This is a genomic window from uncultured Propionibacterium sp., from assembly GCF_963539965.1.
Classification (GTDB): domain Bacteria; phylum Actinomycetota; class Actinomycetes; order Propionibacteriales; family Propionibacteriaceae; genus Propionibacterium.
The window spans coordinates 11,388-31,386 of the sequence record NZ_CAUTOU010000003.1 but is presented as its reverse complement, the minus strand read 5'-3'; the positions used below and the strand labels follow the sequence as shown (position 1 = coordinate 31,386).

The following is a 19,999-nucleotide window of genomic DNA, read 5'->3' as shown; positions in this document are numbered from 1 at the left end:
CGAGGGCCCCGGTCAGGCCGCTGCCGGCGGGTGTGCGGACGAGCGCCGACCCGCTCCGTCGGTAGGCCCGGCGGTTCTTCGCGGGGCCGGTCCCGGGGCGGGGCCGGGAGGGGCCGTTGGCCTCTGCGCAGTCGGCCCTTGCGCATAGGCTCGAGTCATGCGTCCAGTCGAGTCGATAACCCGTACCGTGGCCCCCTTCAAGGTGCACGCGGACTTCCAGCCCTCGGGCGACCAGCCGGCCGCCATCGACGAACTCGAGCGTCGTATCAAGGCCGGCGAACAGGACATCGTCCTGCTGGGCGCCACCGGCACCGGCAAGACCGCCACCATCGCCTGGCTGGCCGAACGCCTGCAGCGGCCCATGCTCGTCATGCAGCCCAACAAGACACTGGCCGCCCAGTACGCCACCGAACTGCGCGAGTTCTTCCCCGACAACGCCGTCGAGTACTTCGTCAGCTACTACGACTACTACCAGCCCGAGGCCTACATCCCCCAGACGGACACCTACATCGAGAAGGACTCCAGCCTCGACGAGGAGGTCGAGCGCCTGCGCCATTCGGCCACGAACTCGTTGCTCACCAGGCGCGACGTCATCGTGGTCGCCACCGTCAGCGCCATCTACGGCCTGGGCACCCCCCAGGAGTACGTCGACCGCATGGTCACCCTCGCCGTGGGCGACGAATGGGAGCGCACCGAGCTGCTGCGCAAGCTCGTCGAGATGCAGTACGTCCGCAACGACGTCGCCGCCGCCCGGGGCACCTTCCGCGTGCGCGGCGACACGCTCGAGATCTTCCCCATGTACGAGGAGAACGCCCTGCGCGTGGAGTTCTTCGGCGACGAGATCGACGCCCTCACCACGCTGCACCCGCTCACCGGCGAGATCCTCAGCGAGGACCGGCAGGTCCACGTCTTCCCGGCCTCCCACTACGTGGCCGGCCCCGAGCGCATGGAGCGCGCCATCGCCTCGATCGAGGCCGAACTGGCCGACCGCCTCGATGAGCTCGAGAAGGACGGCAAGCTCCTCGAGGCCCAGCGCCTGCGCATGCGCACCACCTACGACATCGAGATGATGCGCCAGGTGGGCACCTGCGCCGGCATCGAGAACTATTCGCGCCACATCGACGGGCGCGGGCCCGGCTCGGCGCCGAACTGCCTGCTCGACTACTTCCCGGAGGACTTCGTGCTCGTCATCGACGAGTCGCACGTCACGGTGCCGCAGATCGGCGCCATGTTCGAGGGCGACATGAGCCGCAAGCGCACCCTCGTGGAACACGGCTTCCGCCTGCCCAGCGCCGTGGACAACCGCCCGCTGCGCTTCGAGGAGTTCACCGAGCGCATCGGCCAGACCGTCTACTCGTCGGCGACGCCCGGGCCCTACGAGACGGCCCGCTCCAACGGCGTCGTCGAGCAGATCATCCGCCCCACCGGCCTGGTCGACCCCGAGATCGTCGTCAAACCGACCCACGGCCAGATCGACGACCTGCTGGGCGAGATCCGCGCGCGCGCCGCCCGCGACGAGCGCGTGCTGGTCACCACCCTCACCAAGAAGATGGCCGAGGACCTCACCGACTACTTCCTCGAGCGCGGCGTGCGCACCCGCTACCTGCACAGCGAGGTCGACACGCTCAAGCGCGTCGACCTGCTGCGCGAACTGCGCGCGGGCGAGTACGACGTGCTCGTCGGCATCAATCTGCTGCGCGAGGGCCTCGACCTGCCCGAGGTCTCCCTGGTGGCCATCCTCGACGCCGACAAGGAGGGCTTCCTGCGCTCGGAGCGCTCGCTCATCCAGACGATCGGCCGCGCCGCCCGGAACGTCTCAGGCCAGGTGCACATGTACGCCGACGAGATCACCCCGTCCATGAGCTTCGCCATCGACGAGACGAACCGCCGGCGGGCGATCCAGATGGCCTGGAACGCCGAGCACGGCATCGATCCGCAGCCCCTTCGCAAGAGGATCGCCGACATCACCGACATGCTCGCCCGCGAGGACGCCGACACCGACCGGCTCATGGCGTCCGCCCAGTCCGGGGGCCGCCACGCCTCGCCGGTGCCGCTCGGTGCCGTGAGGGCGGCCGATGCGTCGGCGATGCCGGCCACCGAGCTGGCCGACCTGATCGGGGAGCTCACCGACCAGATGCACACGGCGGCGACCGAGCTGCAGTTCGAGGTGGCCGCCAGGCTGCGCGACGAGATCGGCGAGCTCAAACGCGAGCTGCGCGCCATGGCCGAGGCCGTTCGCTGAGCCGTACGCCGTACCCCGGGCCCCCGAGGACGGGGCGGCCGGCCCGGTTCGGGGCGGTCGAGTGGCCGCCGCGTTGACCACCGGTGCCACAATGGACATCGTTGAGGGGAGTACTCCACTCGTGCAGTGATCGTCAGTACGGTGCCAGGCACCCGGTGCTGCGCTCCGCGTCCCCGGCGGAGGGAAGAGACCTCATCGCAAAGACAGTCGTCTTCGTGGAGGTCCTGCAGTGCACGTCTCCGTGCTCACCTGGGTCGTCACCGTCGTCGTCATGCTCGGCGCGCTCGTCGCCGACGCGGTGCACATGGCCAGGCATCCCCATGTGCCGAGCGCGCGAGAGTGCATGGCCTACATCGGCATGTACGTGGGGCTCGCCGTCGCGTTCGGGCTGTGCCTGCATCTCTTCGTCGGAGGCATCCACTCGGGGGAGTTCTTCGCCGGCTGGCTCACCGAGTACAGCCTCTCGCTCGACAACCTGTTCATCTTCCTCATCATCATGCGGAAGATGAAGGTGCCGCGCGAGAGCCAGCAGTTCGCCCTGCTCGTCGGCATCATGCTGGCCCTGCTCTTCCGCGGCGCCTTCATCGCCCTCGGCGCCACGCTCATCTCGCGCCTGGCCTGGGTGTTCCTCCTCTTCGGCGCCTGGCTCATCTACACCGCCGTCGATCTCGTGCGCGACTACGTCCGGCACGACCCGGACGATGACGCGGACAATGCCACCGAGGGGCGGCTCATGCGCCGGGTGAAGAAGGCCGTCCCCTCGAACGACGAGTTCGTCGGCGACAGGGTCTTCGTCCGCGAGGACGGCAAGTTCCTGGCCACCAGCCTGTTCTTCGTCATCGTGGCCCTCGGCTCCACCGACGTGATGTTCGCCCTCGACTCCATACCGGCGATCTTCGGCCTCACCCAGCAGCCGTACATCGTGTTCACCGCGAACGTCTTCGCGCTCATGGGGCTGCGCCAGCTGTACTTCCTGCTCGGCAATCTGCTCAACCGCCTGGTCTACCTGCCGATCGGCCTGTCGGTGCTGTTGACCTTCATCGGCGTGAAGCTCGTGCTGCACGCCATGCACCACTACGGCCTGGACGCCCGTCTCGGCTTCGACGGCGAGATCCCGACCTCGGCGTCCCTGCTCGTCATCGTCGCGATCCTGGGCGTGACGACCATCGTGAGCATCGCCCGGATCCGTCACGACCGCCGGGCCGTCGCGCGGGCCAAGGCCGAGCGCCTGGCCAGGGACAGGGCCCGTTTCGAGGCCAACCAGGACCAGTGGAGCTAGGGCCCGGTCGACCCGGCCGGGCCGCGGTGCAGGGCTCACCAGCCGCGCTCGCGCCACTGCGCCAGGTGGGGGCGCTCGGCGCCCAGCGTGGTGGGCGCGCCATGGCCGGGCAGGACGCGGACCTCGTCGCCGAAGCGGTCGAAGAGCTTGGTGGTGACGTCCGTGTAGAGGCTGTCGAAGTCGGCCGGCGAGGCGGTCTTGCCGACGCCGCCCGGGAACAGCGAGTCGCCGGTGATGAGCGTGGTGGCCGGCTCGGTGGGCACCACGAGCGCGATCGAGCCGGGCGTGTGGCCGACGATGCCGATCACCTCGAGCCGGTCGGCCCCGACGGCGATGGTGTCGCCGTCCCAGACGCCGGTCGGCTCGACGCCGGTCCGGGAGCCGATCGCGGCGGAGTCGGGGGCGCCGGCGTGGAGCACGGCGCCGGTCTCAGCGGCCAGCTCGGCCAGGGCACCGGTGTGATCGGCGTGCCGGTGGGTGGTGATGATCGCGTCGATGCGGCGGCCGGCGATCCACTCGGTGAGGCGGCCGGCCTCGTCCGCGGCGTCGACCAGCACGTGGTGGCCAGTGGTGTCGGTCAGCAGGTAGGCGTTGTTCTCCAGGGGACCGACGACGAGGGTCTCGATGCTGATGGTCATGCTCGCCATCCTTCGGGTAGTTCGGGCAGTTCGTCGAGCGCGGGGTGGTGGCCCGGCAGGCGGCCGGTCAGCCAGCCGAGCAGCAGGGCGTCGCTGCCGCCCACCGGGATGGGCCGGCCCCTCGCGCCCAGTCTGGCGTGGAAACCTGAGGTCGACTCGATCTGCAGCGCCGGCAGGTTCTCATCGTCCGTGAGCCAGTAGCAGGTCCACCCCAGCACCCAGCGGGCGATGTCGTCGTCCGCGTCGATGATCGAGAAGCCGCAGTCGAGATCGACGTGGTGCAGCAGCACCTCGCGCAGGCGGGCCAGCGGCAGCAGGTCGAGGCGCACCAGGCGTCCGCCGCCCAGGCCGACCAGCGTCGTGCCGGGGGAGACGCCGATCTTGTTGAAGCTGCGGTGCAAGCGGCCGGCCGAGGTGTCCAGGTCGATCTGCAGATCGAGCGCCCTGCGCTCGGCGCCGCGCTCGATGTCGGTGAAGCGGTCCCGGTCGGACAGGTACAGGGGTATGCCGACGCCGTCGGGCGCGAACTCGGCCAAGCGGGCCAGGGCGTCGGCGCTGCGGGCCAGATGGGTGGCGACGTGGGCGCGCGACCAGCCGGGCAGGGCGCTCGGCTCGTGCCAGGCCTCCTCCTCGATCATGATCGTGTCGCCGAGCAGCTGCTGGGTCGCCTCGAGCTTGCGGCGGCGGACCAGACGGGTGTCACCGGCCCCGGGCAGGAGCTGCTGGTCGTCCAGTGATGGCATCGCGGAACTCCTCCTGTTCCCCCTGGTGCCCCCTCGCACCTGCTGTGCGGTTCCCGGCCCAGCACCATGGCCCGGGCACTGCTTCGGCGCGGGTGCTCGTCCGCGTCTGGGGAAACCGTACCCTGCGAGTGGGAACCGGTGCTGCCGTTCGCCGCCGGAAGACGCGGAATGCGACGTCCCGAGTGCCCGCTGGCGGCTTGCGGGTGGGAAATCGTCAGTGCCCGCCCATACCATGGGGGCCGTGAATGGCAAGCTCGTTATCCGTGGCGCGCGTGAACACAACCTGCGCAATGTCAGCCTCGACATTCCGCGCGGGAGGATGGTGGTGCTCACCGGCCTGTCGGGTTCGGGCAAGTCCTCCCTGGCCTTCGACACGATCTTCGCCGAGGGCCAGCGCCGCTACGTCGAATCGCTGAGCTCGTACGCCCGCCAGTTCCTCGGCCAGATGGACAAGCCGGCCGTCGACTTCATCGAGGGCCTGTCGCCGGCCGTCTCGATCGACCAGAAGTCCACGAGCAACAACCCGCGCTCCACCGTCGGCACCATTACCGAGGTCTACGACTACCTGCGCCTGCTCTACGCGCGCATCGGCCATCCGCACTGCCCGACGTGCGGCGAACCCGTCGCACGTCAGACGCCCCAGCAGATCGTCGACCGTCTCATGGGGCTCGAGCCGGGCACGCGATTCCGGATCCTCGCCCCGGTCGTACGCGGCCGCAAGGGCGAATACGTCGATCTGTTCCGCGAGCTGGCCACCGACGGCTACGCCCGCGTCCTGGTCGACGGCGAGCAGCACCAGCTGTCGGCCCCGCCCGCGCTCGACAAGAAGCGCAGGCACGACATCGACGTCGTCGTCGACCGCGTCGTGGTCAAGGCCGGCGCGGCCCAGCGCCTCACCGATTCGGTCGAGACCGCTCTGGGCCTGGCGAAGGGTCTCGTCGTCATCGATTTCGTCGATCGCGATGCCACCGATCCGCACCGTCGGCGCCGGTTCAGCGAGAAGATGGCCTGCCCCAACGGGCACGATCTGGAGATGGACGAGCTCGAACCGCGCCAGTTCAGCTTCAACTCCCCGTGGGGCGCCTGCCCGGCCTGCACCGGTCTGGGCACCCAGCTCGAGGTCGATCCGGCCCTCGTCGTGCCCGACGAGACGCTCTCGCTGGCCGAGGGCGCCGTCGCGCCGTGGGCCTCGGCCATGGTCAAGCGTCACTACGACCACGTCTTCGAGGCGATGGCCGCCAGCGAGGGCTTCAGCGTCGATGCGCCGTGGGAGGAGCTGCCCCCCAAGATCCGCGCCTTCATCCTCGAGGGCTATGACGACCCGGTCTACGTGAAGTTCCGCAACCGCTTCGGCCGCGTGCGCACCTACACGCAGAAGTACGAGGGTGTCCTGCCCTACGTGCACCGCCGTTTCGACGAGGCCGAGACCGATGCGGCCCGCGACCGGTGGGGGGCCTACCTGCGCGAGATCCCGTGCCCGGCCTGCGCCGGTGCGCGCCTCAAGCCCACGTCGCTGGCGGTCACCATGACCGGGCGCTCCATCGCCGAGCTGTGCGACCTGTCCATCGGCGAGGTGCTCGAGGTCCTCGAATCGATGCGGCTGTCCGAGCGCGAGGCCCAGATCGCGGCCCGCGTCGTCAAGGAGATCCGCGAGCGCCTGCGCTTCCTGGTCGACGTCGGCCTGGACTACCTCACGCTGTCCCGCTCGGCCGGCACGCTGTCCGGCGGCGAGGCCCAGCGCATCCGCCTGGCCACCCAGATCGGCTCCGGCCTCACCGGCGTCCTCTACGTCCTCGACGAGCCCTCCATCGGCCTGCACCAGCGCGACAACGAGCGGCTGCTCGAGACCCTGCGGCGTCTGCGCGACCTGGGCAACACGCTCCTCGTCGTCGAGCACGACGAGGAGACCATCCGCTCCGCCGACTGGGTCGTCGACATCGGCCCCGGCGCCGGAGAGCATGGCGGCGAGGTCGTCGTGAACGGCACCGTCGACGACCTGCTCGCCGCCGGGGGATCGGTCACCGGCGCCTACCTCACCGGCCGGCGCCGCATCGAGGTGCCCGCGCAGCACCACGCCCCCAACGGCGCCAGGATCACGGTGCACGGGGCGGTCGCCAACAACCTGCGCGGCATCGACGTGAGCTTCCCCCTCGGCCAGCTCATCGCCATTACAGGCGTCTCCGGCTCGGGCAAGTCCACGCTCGTCAACCAGATCCTCTACACCGCCCTGGCCAAGCGCCTGTACAGTGCCAAGGCGGTGCCGGGCAGGCACCATTCGATTACCGGCGTCGAGCACATCGACAAGGTCATCCACGTCGATCAGACGCCGATCGGCCGCACTCCGCGCTCCAACCCGGCCACCTACACCGGCGTCTTCGACAAGATCCGCCAGCTGTTCGCCCAGACCCCCGAGGCCAGGATGCGCGGCTACCAGCCGGGCCGCTTCAGCTTCAACGTCAAGGGCGGCCGCTGCGAGAACTGCTACGGCGACGGCACGATCAGGATCGAGATGAACTTCCTGCCCGATGTCTACGTGCCCTGCGAGGTGTGCAAGGGCGCGCGCTACAACCGCGAGACGCTCGAGGTGCACTACAAGGGCAAGTCGATCTCGCAGGTGCTCGACATGCCCATCGAGGAGGCCGCCGAGTTCTTCGAGCCGATCGGTTCGATCCACCGCCACCTCGCCACCCTCGTCGAGGTGGGCCTGGGCTATGTGCGCCTGGGCCAGCCGGCCACCACGCTGTCCGGCGGCGAGGCCCAGCGCGTCAAGCTGGCCGCCGAGCTGCAGAAGCGCTCCACCGGCCGCACCCTCTACGTCCTCGACGAGCCCACCACCGGCCTGCACTTCGAGGACATCCGCAAGCTCCTCGCGGTGCTCGGCAAGCTGGTCGACGCCGGCAACACGGTCGTCGTCATCGAGCACAACCTCGACGTCATCAAGACCGCTGACTGGGTCATCGACATGGGCCCCGAGGGCGGTGGCAAGGGCGGCACGGTCGTCGCCCAGGGCACCCCCGAGTACGTCGCCACCTGCGAGAACTCCTTCACCGGCCGCCACCTGGCGCGGCATGTCACGCCCGATGCCGGCTCGGTGCCGCTGCCGCCGCGCCCCGAGGTGCCCACCGCCGCCCAGCTCAAGGCCCGGGCCAGGCTCAAGAGGGCCGAGCAGGCCGCCGCGAAGAAGGCCGTCAAGGGCGGGGCCGCGGGCCCTGCGGCGAAGTCCGCCGCGCGGCGGACCACGACGCGCAGGAGCAGGGCCACGACGGGCCGGTGAACGGCCCGCCGACTCAGACGACCTCCTCGTTGTCGAGGCGGTAGACGCGGGTGATGCGCTTGGTGCCGTCGGCCCGCAGGGCCTGCTCGGCCGACTTGTGGATGAACACGAAGCCCAGCTTCTGGACGGCCTTGTTGGCGCGCTCGTCGGTGTCGTCGGCGCGCGTGACGATACCTGAGCAGCCGTTCGCGCGGGCCTCATGGATCATGAGGCGCACCAGGCGCAGGTGCAGGCCGGTGCCCCAGACCCTGGGCGACAGGTAGGTGGCGCCCAGCTCGACGCACTCGCCGCGGCGGAAATGGCTGGAGGTGCCGATGACCTCGCCGGCGAGATCGACCGTCCAGGTGATGCGCTCGGGGCCGCCTTCGCGCTGTCCCAGCCTGATGGCGAGGTCCCCGGGGCCGTCGGGCATGCCCCGGGGCGCCGACCTCCAGACCTCGGGGGATGCCAGTGCCGCCCACAACGGCTCGGCGTCGCGTTCGGGATCCCACACCCGTGCGGTGAGATCACCGGCGGTCAGCGCCGTCTCGGCGAATGGCCAACGAAGCATGTCTGAACCTCCGATGCGATGGCGCCCCTGCGGCGCCCGGGCGCGGGGCCGCCCCGCGCCCGGCTTCTCCGGTCCACGCTAGCGTGCCCGGGCCCCGGACGCACCAGCTCGGCACGGTCAGGACTGCTCCGCCCTCGCCTTGGAGCGCTCGAGCGCACGTCTGCGGGCGGCCTCGGAGCGCTCGGCGATCTCGGCCGCATGCTGCTCGTCGCGGGTGAGGTTGCGCCCCGACGCGGGGTCGAAGACCATCATGTCCTCGGGCATGAAGTACAGCGAGGCCTCCTCGCCCTCCAGGATGCGCGAGCTCGGCTCCAGGTTGACGATGAACTGCGTGCGCAGGCCCTCGCCGTCCAGGTCCCGGTCGAGCTCCTCGAGGGTGCTCTGCACCGCCGGGTCCGAGGTGAAGGGGACATAGGCGTACTGCTCGTTGCCCAGCCACTCGGTGACGTCCACGGTGCAGGAGAAGACGACGGCCCCGGCCGGAGGCGTGCGCACCCCGGCGTCCTTGATCGCCTCGGGGCGCAGTCCCGCCACGACGACGTCCTTGCCGGCCAGGTCGGCGCGGATCGCCTCGGGGATCGGGGCGCTCGTCATCGGCAGCTCCAGATGGTCGCCGCGCACCGTGGCGGGCAGGAAGTTCATCGGGGGGGAGCCGATGAACCCGGCCACGAACAGATTGACCGGCTCCTCGTAGAGCTCGCGAGGGGACGCGCACTGCTGGAGCACGCCCTTGCGCATTACCGCCACCCGGTCGCCCAGCGTCATGGCCTCGGTCTGGTCGTGGGTGACGTAGACCGTCGTGATGCCGAGCCTGCGCTGCAGGCGGGCGATCTCGGTGCGCATCTGGCCGCGCAGCTTGGCGTCCAGGTTGCTGAGCGGCTCGTCGAACAGGAAGGCGTCGGCGTCGCGGACGATGGCCCGCCCCATGGCCACGCGCTGACGCTGGCCGCCGGACAGATTGGCCGGCTTGCGGTCCAGGTGCTCGGTCAGCTCGAGCATCTCGGCGGCTTGGCGCACCCGCTGGTCGACCTCCTCCTCGGGGATCTTGTTGTGGCCGAGCCGCAGCGGGAAGGCGATGTTGTCCCGCACGCTCAGATGCGGGTAGAGCGCGTAGTTCTGGAAGACCATCGCCAGGTTGCGGTCCTTCGGCGCCAGGTCGTTCACCCTCCTGCCGTCGATCGCCAGGTCGCCGCCGGTGATGTCCTCCAGCCCGACGATCATGCGCAGGGTCGTCGATTTCCCGCAGCCGGAGGGCCCGACGAGGATCATGAACTCGCCGTCGGCGATGTCCAGGCTGATGTCGTTGACGGCCTTGAAGCCGTCGCCGTATTCCTTGACGATGTTTTTCAGAGTGATCTGAGCCATGGTGGATCTCCTAACCGGTTCAGCCCTTGACGGCACCGGAGGTGAGCCCGGAGACGATCTGGCGCTGGAAGAAGAGGACGAGCAGGACGACGGGGATGGTCACGACGACGCCGGCCGCGCAGATGGCGCCGGTCGGCGACTCGAACTGGCTGGCGCCGGTGAAGAACGCCAGCGCGGCTGGGACCGTCCGGGCATGGTCGCTGGTCAGCGACATGGCGAAGACGAAGTCGTTCCAAGCCGTGAAGAAGGCGATGATCGCGGTCGTGAAGACGCCGGGCGCGGCGAGCGGGACGATGACCTTCCGGAAGGCCTCCCAGCTCGTGGCGCCGTCGACTTGGGCGGCCTGCTCCATCTCCCAGGGGATCTGCTGGAAGAACGCCGACAGCGTCCAGATCGCCAGGGGCAGCGTCAGCACGAGATAGGGCAGGATCAGGCCCGGGATCGTGTCGAACAGGTGGATGCGGCGCCACAGGTCGAACAGCGGGGTGACCAGCGAGATGACCGGGAAGAAGGACACCGTCAGGGCGGTGCCGAGGATCATCCGCTTGCCCGGGAAGTCCAGGCGGGCGATCGCGTAGGCGCAGAAGGTCGCCAGGATCACGGCGATGAGCGTGGCGATGACGGCTACCAGGATCGAATTGCGCAGCGCCGGCAGGAAGAGGTCCTTCGCGCCCCCTGTGAAGATGAGCTGGTAGTTCTCCAGCGTCGGGTGGTGCGCCCAGAACTTCCCGTCGGCCCGGTCGGCCGTCGACTTGAGCGACATGTTGAGGATCCACAGCAGCGGGACGACCGTGTAGACGATGATCGCCACCGAGGCGACGGTCTGCCAGAACTTCTGGGCGCCGGACAGTTCACGATTCATCGGTGCTCACTCCTCTCCACCCGCCAGGTTGACGCGGAATCCCCTGACGAAGACCACCGCGATGATCACGACGCAGCAGAACAGCAGCACCGACACGGCCGAGCCGAGCCCGACCTCGGTGCGGGAGATCGTCTGGTTGTAGGCGATCAGCGACAGCGACGAGGTGTCGTGGCTTCCGGCGGTCATGATGAAGATGTTGTCGAAGATCCTGAAGGCGTCGAGCGTCCGGAACAGCAGCGCCACCATGATCTGGGACTTCATGTTGGGCAGGATCACCCTGCGCAGCCGTTCGCCCCAGGTGGCCCCGTCGACGATGGCGGCCTCCTCCATGGCGCTGTCGATCTGGGTCAGGCCGGCGAGCAGCAGCAGCGACATGAACGGGGTGGTCTTCCAGATCTCCGAGCCGCAGATCGGCACCATCGAGCTCCAGAAGCCGCCGAACCAGTCGTAGTCGGCCGGGAACAGCCCGAACGACAGCTTGTTGAGCAGTCGGTCGACGAAGCCGGTGTCGGTCGCGAAGGCGTAGAACCAGGAGAACGCCGAGACGACGGTGATGATCGAGTAGGGGATCAGCACGATGGTGCGCAGCAGGCCCCGCCCGTGGATGATCTTCTCCATCGCCAGGGCTATGGCGAAGCCGAGCACCAGCTCGACGACCACGGTCACCGCGGTGATGAAGGCGGTCGTGCCGAACGCCCGCCACCACAGCGAGTCGGTGAGGATGATCCCGTAGTTGTGCAGGAAGACGAACTCGCGCCCCCCGGGGTCGGTGAGGCGGTACTTGAACAGCGAGGTGTAGACCGCCTGCAGGATCGGGTAGAAGGTGACCAGCAGCATGATGACGAATGCCGGCCCGGCCAGCCTCCAGCCGAGCCTGCGCTCCTCGCGGGCCCGGTCGCTCAGCCGGGGCTTGACGGTGTCGGAAGTGGTGCTCATAGCAGGGCCTCTCCCCGCAGGACCTTCATGATCAGCTCGGTCGACTCGGCCGGCGTCGTGGCCGGGTCGACCTGCTCGGGCGGCGACCAGGTGCGCTGAATGGCGGTGGACAGGTCGCCGTAGTAGGCGGTGCGGGGACGCTGCACCGCATTGTTCAGGGACTCGCGGAAGACGTCGGCCATCGGGAACTGCTCCTGGATCTGCGGGTCGTCGAACACCGACGAGCGGGAGGCGGCATTGCCCGTGCCGATCATGTACGCCTTCTGGTGCTCGGCGCTGGTGATGCAGGAGATCGCCTGCCAGGACTCGTCCTTGTTCCGCGAGGCGGTGTTGACGCCCAGCTCGATACCGCCGAACGGGGGCGCGGCCTCCTTGTCGGCGTCGACCCGCGGGTAGGTGGTCCAGCCGATGTCGTCCAGGAACGACAGGTTGTTCTCCTTCATGGCGGCGTAGACGTACATCCAGTTGAGCATGAAGCCCGAGGTCGCCTCGTCCTGGAACATGTTCAGCGAGGTGGTCTCGTTCATCGACGACAGGGCCGGGCCGACGGCCCCCGAGGAGGCCAGCTCCCGGATGATCTCGGCGGCGCGCTGGCCCTGCGGGGAATCGAGCCCCAGCTGGGTGTCCTCGGCGGAGGCCCCCTCGTTCTGCACGATCGAGCCGCCCGCCCCGGCGACGAGGGCGTTGACGAACACGGTGTAGCCCTCGTAGCGCTTGGCTTGGACGGCGATGTCCGTCCCCGTGGCCTGGGCGGCCTCGATGAGCCGGTCGAAGGTGACCGGTTGGGTCATGTCCAGGCCCGCCGCCGCGGCGACCGACTTGCGGTACCACAGCAGCTGCGTGTTCGACCAGAAGGGGGCCGCGACGAGCCTGCCGTCCCACTGGGAGGCGTCCAGCGAGCCCTGCACCCGGTCCTGGGTGAAGTCGGCGGTGTACTGCTCGGGCACGTCCACCAGGTAGCCGGCCTCGGCGAACTCCGGCACGACCACCGGGTCGAGGCTCATGATGTCCACTCCCGAATCGTGGGCGGCCAGACGCCTGATCAGCTGCTGGCGCTGGTCGGACGCCTCGTTCGGCAGCAGCTCCACCCTGATGGTGTACGCGCCCCCGGAGGCCTGCGAGCACTCGGCCGCCAGCTGGGCCTGGCCCCCGCCGGTGGGGGACGAGCCGCCGCCGTCGGGATTGATGAACCAGGTGAGGGTGTCGGTGCCGCCTGCTCCTCCTCCCGAGCAGCCGGTCAGGCCTGAGGCTGCCAGGGCGAGCAGGCAGCCGCCCAGCAGGGGCTTGAGGGTTCTTCTTGGTCTCATGATCCTTTCCCTGCCTCGTTGCATGGATGTGTGTCCGTACTCTACGCGCCGGGGGCCGGCCGGAATGGCGGACCGCATGCTGGGCGCCCGTTCACCACGCAGCGGCCCGGGACGGGACTCCAGGGCCCGCGCGCGGCCCGGGACGGTTGCCGGCCGCGTCCCGCTCGCCCGGTTCGACGGCGATGCGCCCCCACCGGGGGGGACGACTGCCCGCCGATGCCCGGACCGGGACGTGCTGGCCACGCGCAATTCGCGCGATCCGAGGGGAGCGGCCCGTGAGGGGGTCGTCCGGGCAGGCGCACCTGACCGCGAAACGGCCGATGCGATCGCCCGTCCGGGCCTGCCGTAGCGGGTTCGGCGTCCCACCTGCTGCCGCGCGAACGCCGGTGGCGTGTGACCGCCCCGCGGGTCCCGGCTGGGTCTACGTGCTCGCGCTGTCCCGGGACGATCGCGGGAAGGCGTACCGCGACGTCGATCACCGGCGTGCACGGCCGGCGGGCTGCGCCGGTTGCCGGCCCAGCGCCTGCCTGAGGCTCACCCTGCCGTGGGTCTGCAGCAGCGAGCGGTTGTAGATCCGGGACCCGATCCAGATGGCCAGCGGGGTGAAGGCCAGCGTGATCGTCAGGGCGACGAGCACCTGCCACCAGCTCGCCGTGCCGGCGGCGATCCGGACGGGCATGAGCACGCTCGACATGATCGGGACGAAGGACAGCACCGTCTGGACCGTGCCGTGGACGGCGAAACCGGTGACGTAGACGATCATCAGCAGCCAGGTCAGGGGCTGCGCGGTGTGCTGCAGGTCCTCCTGCGAGCCGGCCAGGGCGCCGGCGGCCGCCCACAGGCAGGCCAGAGCGCCGAAGCCGACCAGGAAGAAGGCCAGGAACCAGACGATCGAGCCGGACAGGCCGGGCAGGATGATGCCGAGATCGGTCTGCGACAGGCCGATCAGGCCGATGACCGCGTACAGGAGCATCTGGAGCAGGGCCATCAGGGTGCTGCCGACGATCTTGCCCAGCAGCAGCTGGTGGGCGGGCACGGCCGCGGCGAGGATCTCGATGACCCGGGACTGCTTCTCGGTCGTCACCGACTGGGCGATCTGCATGCCGAACATCATCGAGGAGACCATGAACAGCAGGGCGAAGACGATGCCGACGAAGTAGTTCCTGAGGTTGAAGCCGCTGTCGGGGTCGAGCTCCTCGTCCGTGACGCTCACGGCCGCGGCCAGCTGCTCGTCGCTCATGCCGGCCTGGGCGGCGACCTGGGCCAGGACGGTCTGCGAGACGGCGGTGCTGGTGTACGACAGCAGTTGGTCGTCGCTGGAGCCGCCGAAGGTGAGCACCCAACCGGTGGCGGTGGCGTGCAACCAGGCCGCGTCGTCGTCATCGGCGAGCCTGGCCCGGGCGGCGGCCTCGTCATCCACCCGGACGACGTCGATCTCCATCCTGGCCCCGTCGGCCCTGGCCACGGGCTCGACGGCCTGCGCCACCTGGGCCGAGGGGGAGTCGCTGGCCACGATGGTGCACGTCTGCTGCCTGGAGGCCGACCAGGCGTAGAAGCCGAGGCCCGCGACGATGATGGCCAGCATCAGGACGGTCGAGATGATGAAGCTCTTGTCGTGGAGCTTGACCGACATCTCGTGGCCGGCGACGATCGTCCACAGGTTCTTGTTGTCGGTGCTCATCGGGTCACCTCACGGTAGATCTCGGCAAGGGTGGGACGGATCTCGGCGAGTTCGCGCACATCGCCCCGGCCGAGAGCCTCGGCCAGCAGCGCGCGTCGAGCGCCCTCGTCCTCGAAGCTCAGCAGGGCGGTGGGGCCGGCCACGTCCAGGACGGTCAGGCCGGCCAGATCGCGCACCCAGCCCGTGTCGACGTCCATCACCAGGCGGTAGTGGGATTCGCCGCGGCCGGCCAGCTCCTCGTGGGTGCTGGCCGCCACGACCCGTCCGTTGGAGAGGACGACGAGCCGGTCGCACAGGCGCTCGACCAGGTCGAGCTGGTGGGAACTGAACAGCAGGGGGACGCCGGATGCGGTGCGCGTGCGCAGCACCTCGGCCAGCGAGTCGACGGCCTCGGGATCGAGGCCGCTGAAGGGCTCGTCCAGGATGAGGGCCGCCGGCTCGGCCATGACGGCTGCGGCGATCTGCACGCGCTGCTGGTTGCCCAGGGAGAGCTTCTCGAGCTTCTCCCTCGCGCGCTCGCCCAGGCCGAAGACCTCGAGCAGCCGCATGGCCTCGGTCCGGGCCCCGGCGGCGGCGCCGCCGCGCAACCTGGCCAGGTAGACGAGCTGGTCGAGCACCCGCTGCTTGGGGTAGAGACCGCGCTCCTCGGGCATGTAGCCGATGCGGCGGCGCTCGGCCGTGGTGATCGGGGCGCCGTCCCACAGCACCTCGCCGGCGTCGGGGCCGAGCAGGCCCATGATGATCCGCATCGTCGTGGTCTTGCCGGCGCCGTTGCCGCCGACGAAGCCGACGGTCGAGCCGTCGGGCACCTGGAGGCTGACATCGTCGACGGCGACCAGGTCGCCGAACCGGCGGGTGAGATGTCGCGTTTCGAGCATGGCCCAAGCCTGCCGGACCGCTGGCGCCGGCGCATCGGCCGTGCGGAGGAATCCCGCCGGTGCCATGGGCTCGTTCGAAGGGATGAGGCGGTCCCCGGTCGGCTCAGGAGGCCAGGCCGTGCCTGAACGCCCAGGCCACGGCCTGCACGCGGTCACGCAGGCAGAGCTTGGCCAGCAGATTCGAGACGTGGGTCTTGACGGTCGCCTCCGAGACGAACAGCTCGGCGGCGATCTCGGCATTGGACAGGCCTCTGGCCAGGGCCCTCAGCACATCAATCTCGCGCTCGGTGAGCTCGGAGGGGCGCCGGGGCCCGGCCGGGGAGCCGTCGGGCGCGCCCGGGCCCTCGACCCTCGGCAGGGCGCCCGCCATGGCGCGGATGACGCGCAGCGTCACCTGCGGGCTGAGCAGCGCGTCGCCCCGGGCCACGGCCCGTACGGCGGAGACCAGCTCGTCCGGGCCGGAGTTCTTCAGGACGAAGCCCGAGGCGCCGGCCGCCAGCGCCTCGAAGACGTAGTCGTCGCGGTCGAAGGTGGTGACCATGATGATCTTGGCGAGCTGCTCGCCGATGATCGTCCGAGTGGCCTCGATGCCGTCGACGCCGGGCATCTGCACGTCCATGAGGATGACGTCCGGGCGCACGGTGCGCGTCAGTTCGACGGCCTGGGCGCCGTCGGAGGCCTGGCCGATCACCTCGATGTCGTCCTCCAGCGACAGGATCATGTCGAAGCCGGTGCGCACCAGCTTCTGGTCGTCGACGACGAGGACGCGGATCATGGCCGCTCCGTGGGCTGCCGGACGGCCCGGGAGAGCCGGTCCTGCCCCCGGGGGTCTCCCGCGAGGGGCAGGCGGACCCGGACGCGGAATCCGCCGGTCAGGCGCGGGCCGATCTCGGCCTCGCCCCTGTGCCCGGCGACGCGCTCGCGCATGCCGAGCAGGCCCAGGCCGGTGCCCGAGGTGCCGGTCAGCGGATGGCCGGAGTCGAGGATCTCGGCCTCGGCGTAGCGGTCGTTGACGCGCACGGCGACCTGCGCGGTGGTGGCCGTCGAGTGGCGGCGCACATTGGTGAGCGCCTCCTCGACGGCGCGGTAGATGGACAGTGCGATCGGCAGCGGCACGCTCCCCGCGAGCCCCGGCGCCGACTCGATGAGCTCGTAGCGGACCCGCAGCCCGGTCTCCTGGCCGGCGACCAGGTCGGCGATCTGCGCGATCGTGGGGGAGGACCGGCGGGACTCCTCGGCCTTCTCCGAGCCGCGCAGCGCGCCCAGCAGCCCGCGCATCTGGCCGATGGCCTCGCGGGCGGACTCCTCGACCGCCTCCAGCGCTCCGGCGGCCTGCTCCGGCCTCTTCCCGAGCGCGCGCCGAGCGGCGGCGGCCTGCACGCCGGTCACCGAGACGTGGTGGGCGACGACGTCGTGCAGCTCGCGGGCGATGCGCAGCCGCTCCTCGATGACGGCCTGGTCGCGCAGCCGATCGGCCTGCTCGGCGATCTGGGCCGCCTGGGCCTCCAACTGGGCCTGCTGGCGCGCACGGCGCCAAGCGGCGTTGCCGAAGACGAAGGCCGCGCCCAGGAAGACGGTGTTGATCAGATAGGAGTAGATGCCGTACGAGGCGGCCGGCCCCAGAAGGCCGTGCGCGGAGTCGCCGCCGAAGTCGTCGACGACGTGCTGGAGACTGAGACCCACCGCGAGGTCCCAGGTGAGCCAGAGCAGATCGGCGAGGATGATCCCCGCGATGGTCCGCCATCGCCCGCCGATTCGACGCCCAGCAGGCCGCCGAGAAGACCGACAGGAAGATGAGCGTCATGCCGACCAGCTGGAGGTTCACCTCGCCCGCGGTCTCGCTCGTCACGGCGAAGGCCGTGGAGACCACCGCGGCCGAGAGCAGGGGGAAGCGCCGGCGCCAGAGCAGGGGCGCGGTCTCGAGCAGGATGAGCCCGTACTCGAGCGGGCGCGGACGCATGTCGAACGAGCTGACGTAGCCGCGCAGCAGCTCCAGGTTGAGCGCGGAGCTGCCCGCCATGATCAGGGCGATGACGGCATCGCGCCGCTCGAGACGGGCCACCGGGCGCAGCCAGTCGTCGTCGAGCCCGAGCCATGCGCCGACGCGATCGGGCAGCGACTGAACGGCCATTGCGCCTCCTGTGGTGCTCCGGCCCGGTCCGACGGCCCGGGCCCGGGGCGAGCCTAGCGGCCCGTACCGTGCCGGCCGACGGCCCCGACCACCGGATGGACCGGCCGGGGCGTCGCCGCGCGGGCCCCGGTCCGCCGATGCGCCCAAGTAGTCTGGCAGGCATGGCCGACCCGTCCGTCTACCGTCCTGCTCCGGGCCAGATCCCCACCGGCCCGGGGGTCTACCGGTTCAGCGACGTGCACGGCCGGGTGCTCTACGTGGGCAAGGCCAAGAACCTGCGCAACCGCCTGAACTCCTACTTCCAGGACGTCTCGGCGCTGCATCCGCGCACCCAGACGATGGTGCGCACGGCCAGCCGCGTCGAGTGGACGGTGGTGCAGAACGAACTCGAGTCCCTGCAGCTCGAGTACACCTGGATCAAGCACTACAGACCGCGGTTCAACATCAAGTACCGCGACGACAAGACCTATCCGTGGCTGTGCGTCAGCTGGAGCGAGGAGTACCCGCGCGTCTTCGTCGGGCGCGGGGCCAAGCACAGGGGTTGGCGCTACTACGGCCCCTTCGGCAAGGCCTGGGCGATCCGCGAGACGGTCGACATGCTGCTGCACGTCTTCCCGATGCGTTCGTGCACGAAGGGCGTCTTCAACTCGGCCGCCTCGGCGGGCCGCCCCTGCCTGCTGGGCTACATCGGCAAGTGCTCGGCGCCGTGCGTGGGCAGGGTGGGCGAGGCCGAGCACCGCGAGATCGCGGCCGACTTCTGCGCCTTCATGGAGGGCCACACCAGGCGCTTGGAGAAGAAGCTGACCGAGCGGATGACGCGGGCCGCCGACGACGAGAACTTCGAGCGCGCCGCCGTCCTGCGCGACTCGCTCAAGGCGCTCGCCGAGGCCAGCGAGCGCAATGCCATCGTGCTGCCCGAGGGCACCGACGCCGACGTGATCGCTCTGGCGATCGACCCGCTCGAGGTGGCCGTCCAGGTCTTCCACGTGCGTGCCGGCCGCGTGCGCGGGGAACGCTCCTGGGTCGCCGACCGGGCCGACGACGCGGACGCCGGCGGGCTCGTCGAGTCCTTCCTGCTGAACCTGTACGCCGACTCGGCCGTGCCCCGCGAGGTGCTCGTGCCCGCCCTGCCGTCGGACGCCGGGGCGCTCGCCGACCTGCTGGGGGATCAGCGCGGCTCGTCCGTGAACCTGCACGTCCCCCGCCGCGGCGACAAGCGCGTTCTCATGGACACGGTCGCCCAGAACGCCGCCCAGGCGCTGGCCCGGCACAAGGCCAGGCGCTCGGCCGACCTGGAGACCCGCAACCGGGCGCTGGCGGAACTGGCCGAACTGCTCGACCTGCCCGAGGCGCCGCTGCGCATCGAGGGCTACGACATCTCGCACCTCCAGGGCACGCAGGCGGTCGGCTCCATGGTCGTCTTCGAGGACGGCATGGCCCGCAAGAGCGAGTACCGCCGTTTCGTCATCAAGGGCTTCGAGGGCTCGGACGACCTGCGCGCCATGGACGAGGTCCTGTCGCGCCGCTTCACCCGGCTCATCAACGATCGCGCGGCCGCGAGGAGCCCGGACCGCGGTGGCGGCCTGGTCGACCCCGACACGGGCCGCCCGCTCAAATTCGCCTACGCGCCTTCGCTCGTGGTCATCGACGGCGGCCCCCTGCAGGTCGGGGCGGCCCAGCGCGCCATCGACGAACTGGGCGTCGAGGGGATCCGCGTCATCGGCCTGGCCAAGCGCCTCGAGGAGGTCTGGCTGCCCGACGAGGAGTACCCGCTGATCCTGCCGCGCAACTCCGAGGGGCTCTACCTGCTCCAGCGCGTGCGCGACGAGTCGCACCGTTTCGCGATCACGCACCACCGCCGGCGCCGCTCCAGGGCGATGGTCGAGTCGGTGCTCGACGCGGTGCCCGGCCTGGGTCAGGTGCGCCGGGCCACCCTGCTCAAGCACTACGGCTCGCTGAGGAGGCTGCGCGCCGCCACCGCCGACGAGCTCGCCGAGCTGCCCGGCATCGGGCGCGCCACCGCCGAGGCGATCGTGGCGGCCCTGGCGGCCGACGACGCGGCCCCGGCCGTCAACGTGACGACGGGTGAGATCATCGAGTGATCCGGCGGCCG

The 19,999-nt window shown here is 70.2% G+C and carries 16 protein-coding genes; 5 read left to right on the top strand and 11 right to left on the bottom strand.

What is annotated here, in order from left to right; translation table 11 throughout:
* The first annotated feature begins 157 nt into the window (after positions 1-157).
* Positions 158-2,242, top strand: coding sequence for an excinuclease ABC subunit UvrB (gene uvrB, locus R2N01_RS01765; RefSeq protein WP_316667836.1), 2,085 nt, complete (start codon positions 158-160; stop codon positions 2,240-2,242).
* 229 nt (positions 2,243-2,471) lie between these two features.
* Complete coding sequence (locus tag R2N01_RS01760) at positions 2,472-3,521, top strand: TerC/Alx family metal homeostasis membrane protein (protein ID WP_399553212.1); 1,050 nt, start codon at positions 2,472-2,474, stop codon at positions 3,519-3,521.
* Between the two features lie 35 nt (positions 3,522-3,556).
* Here the strand turns inward: R2N01_RS01760 and R2N01_RS01755 are convergent, their stop codons facing one another.
* Together R2N01_RS01755 and R2N01_RS01750 are read right to left on the bottom strand one after the other, a co-directional pair.
* Positions 3,557-4,159: an MBL fold metallo-hydrolase gene (locus tag R2N01_RS01755; protein WP_316667835.1), complete on the bottom strand. Its 603-nt coding sequence runs from the start codon at positions 4,157-4,159 to the stop codon at positions 3,557-3,559.
* Positions 4,156-4,902, bottom strand: a complete 747-nt coding sequence (locus R2N01_RS01750; RefSeq protein WP_316667833.1) for a maleylpyruvate isomerase family mycothiol-dependent enzyme — start codon at positions 4,900-4,902, stop codon at positions 4,156-4,158. Before R2N01_RS01750 ends, R2N01_RS01755 begins: the two co-directional genes overlap by 4 nt.
* A 232-nt stretch (positions 4,903-5,134) precedes the next feature.
* Here R2N01_RS01750 and uvrA point away from each other — a divergent pair, with 232 nt between their 5' ends.
* Positions 5,135-8,176, top strand: coding sequence for an excinuclease ABC subunit UvrA (uvrA, locus tag R2N01_RS01745; protein ID WP_316667901.1), 3,042 nt, complete (start codon positions 5,135-5,137; stop codon positions 8,174-8,176).
* A 13-nt stretch (positions 8,177-8,189) separates the two neighbouring features.
* Here the strand turns inward: uvrA and R2N01_RS01740 are convergent, their stop codons facing one another.
* The 9 genes from R2N01_RS01740 to R2N01_RS01700 form a co-directional block, all read right to left on the bottom strand.
* Positions 8,190-8,726: a GNAT family protein gene (locus R2N01_RS01740; RefSeq protein WP_316667831.1), complete on the bottom strand. Its 537-nt coding sequence runs from the start codon at positions 8,724-8,726 to the stop codon at positions 8,190-8,192.
* A gap of 117 nt (positions 8,727-8,843) precedes the next feature.
* The gene (locus R2N01_RS01735) at positions 8,844-10,091 is read right to left on the bottom strand and encodes a sn-glycerol-3-phosphate ABC transporter ATP-binding protein UgpC (RefSeq protein WP_316667830.1); all 1,248 of its coding nucleotides are present in this window, start codon (positions 10,089-10,091) and stop codon (positions 8,844-8,846) included.
* A 19-nt stretch (positions 10,092-10,110) separates the two neighbouring features.
* The gene (locus R2N01_RS01730; RefSeq protein ID WP_316667827.1) at positions 10,111-10,953 is read right to left on the bottom strand and encodes a carbohydrate ABC transporter permease; all 843 of its coding nucleotides are present in this window, start codon (positions 10,951-10,953) and stop codon (positions 10,111-10,113) included.
* Positions 10,954-10,959: 6 nt separating this feature from the next.
* Positions 10,960-11,889: a sugar ABC transporter permease gene (locus R2N01_RS01725; RefSeq protein WP_316667825.1), complete on the bottom strand. Its 930-nt coding sequence runs from the start codon at positions 11,887-11,889 to the stop codon at positions 10,960-10,962.
* A complete protein-coding gene (locus R2N01_RS01720) occupies positions 11,886-13,196 on the bottom strand; it encodes an extracellular solute-binding protein (RefSeq protein WP_316667823.1) in 1,311 nt (436 codons plus the stop codon). Before R2N01_RS01720 ends, R2N01_RS01725 begins: the two co-directional genes overlap by 4 nt.
* Positions 13,197-13,671: 475 nt before the next feature.
* Complete coding sequence (locus R2N01_RS01715; protein WP_316667821.1) at positions 13,672-14,877, bottom strand: ABC transporter permease; 1,206 nt, start codon at positions 14,875-14,877, stop codon at positions 13,672-13,674.
* Complete coding sequence (locus R2N01_RS01710; protein ID WP_316667820.1) at positions 14,874-15,755, bottom strand: ATP-binding cassette domain-containing protein; 882 nt, start codon at positions 15,753-15,755, stop codon at positions 14,874-14,876. The genes R2N01_RS01715 and R2N01_RS01710 overlap by 4 nt, the downstream gene beginning before the upstream one ends.
* A gap of 103 nt (positions 15,756-15,858) precedes the next feature.
* On the bottom strand, positions 15,859-16,530 hold the full coding sequence (locus tag R2N01_RS01705; protein WP_316667817.1) for a response regulator transcription factor: 672 nt from the start codon (positions 16,528-16,530) through the stop codon (positions 15,859-15,861).
* Positions 16,527-17,438 (bottom strand): histidine kinase, encoded by a 912-nt coding sequence (locus tag R2N01_RS01700; protein WP_316667816.1) that lies wholly within the window; start codon positions 17,436-17,438, stop codon positions 16,527-16,529. Before R2N01_RS01700 ends, R2N01_RS01705 begins: the two co-directional genes overlap by 4 nt.
* 110 nt (positions 17,439-17,548) lie before the next feature.
* Between R2N01_RS01700 and R2N01_RS01695 the strand changes: the two genes are divergently transcribed.
* Both R2N01_RS01695 and uvrC read left to right on the top strand, forming a co-directional pair.
* Complete coding sequence (locus tag R2N01_RS01695) at positions 17,549-17,734, top strand: hypothetical protein (protein ID WP_316667815.1); 186 nt, start codon at positions 17,549-17,551, stop codon at positions 17,732-17,734.
* 313 nt (positions 17,735-18,047) lie between these two features.
* Complete coding sequence (gene uvrC / locus R2N01_RS01690) at positions 18,048-19,988, top strand: excinuclease ABC subunit UvrC (RefSeq protein WP_316667814.1); 1,941 nt, start codon at positions 18,048-18,050, stop codon at positions 19,986-19,988.
* Positions 19,989-19,999 lie beyond the last annotated feature (11 nt).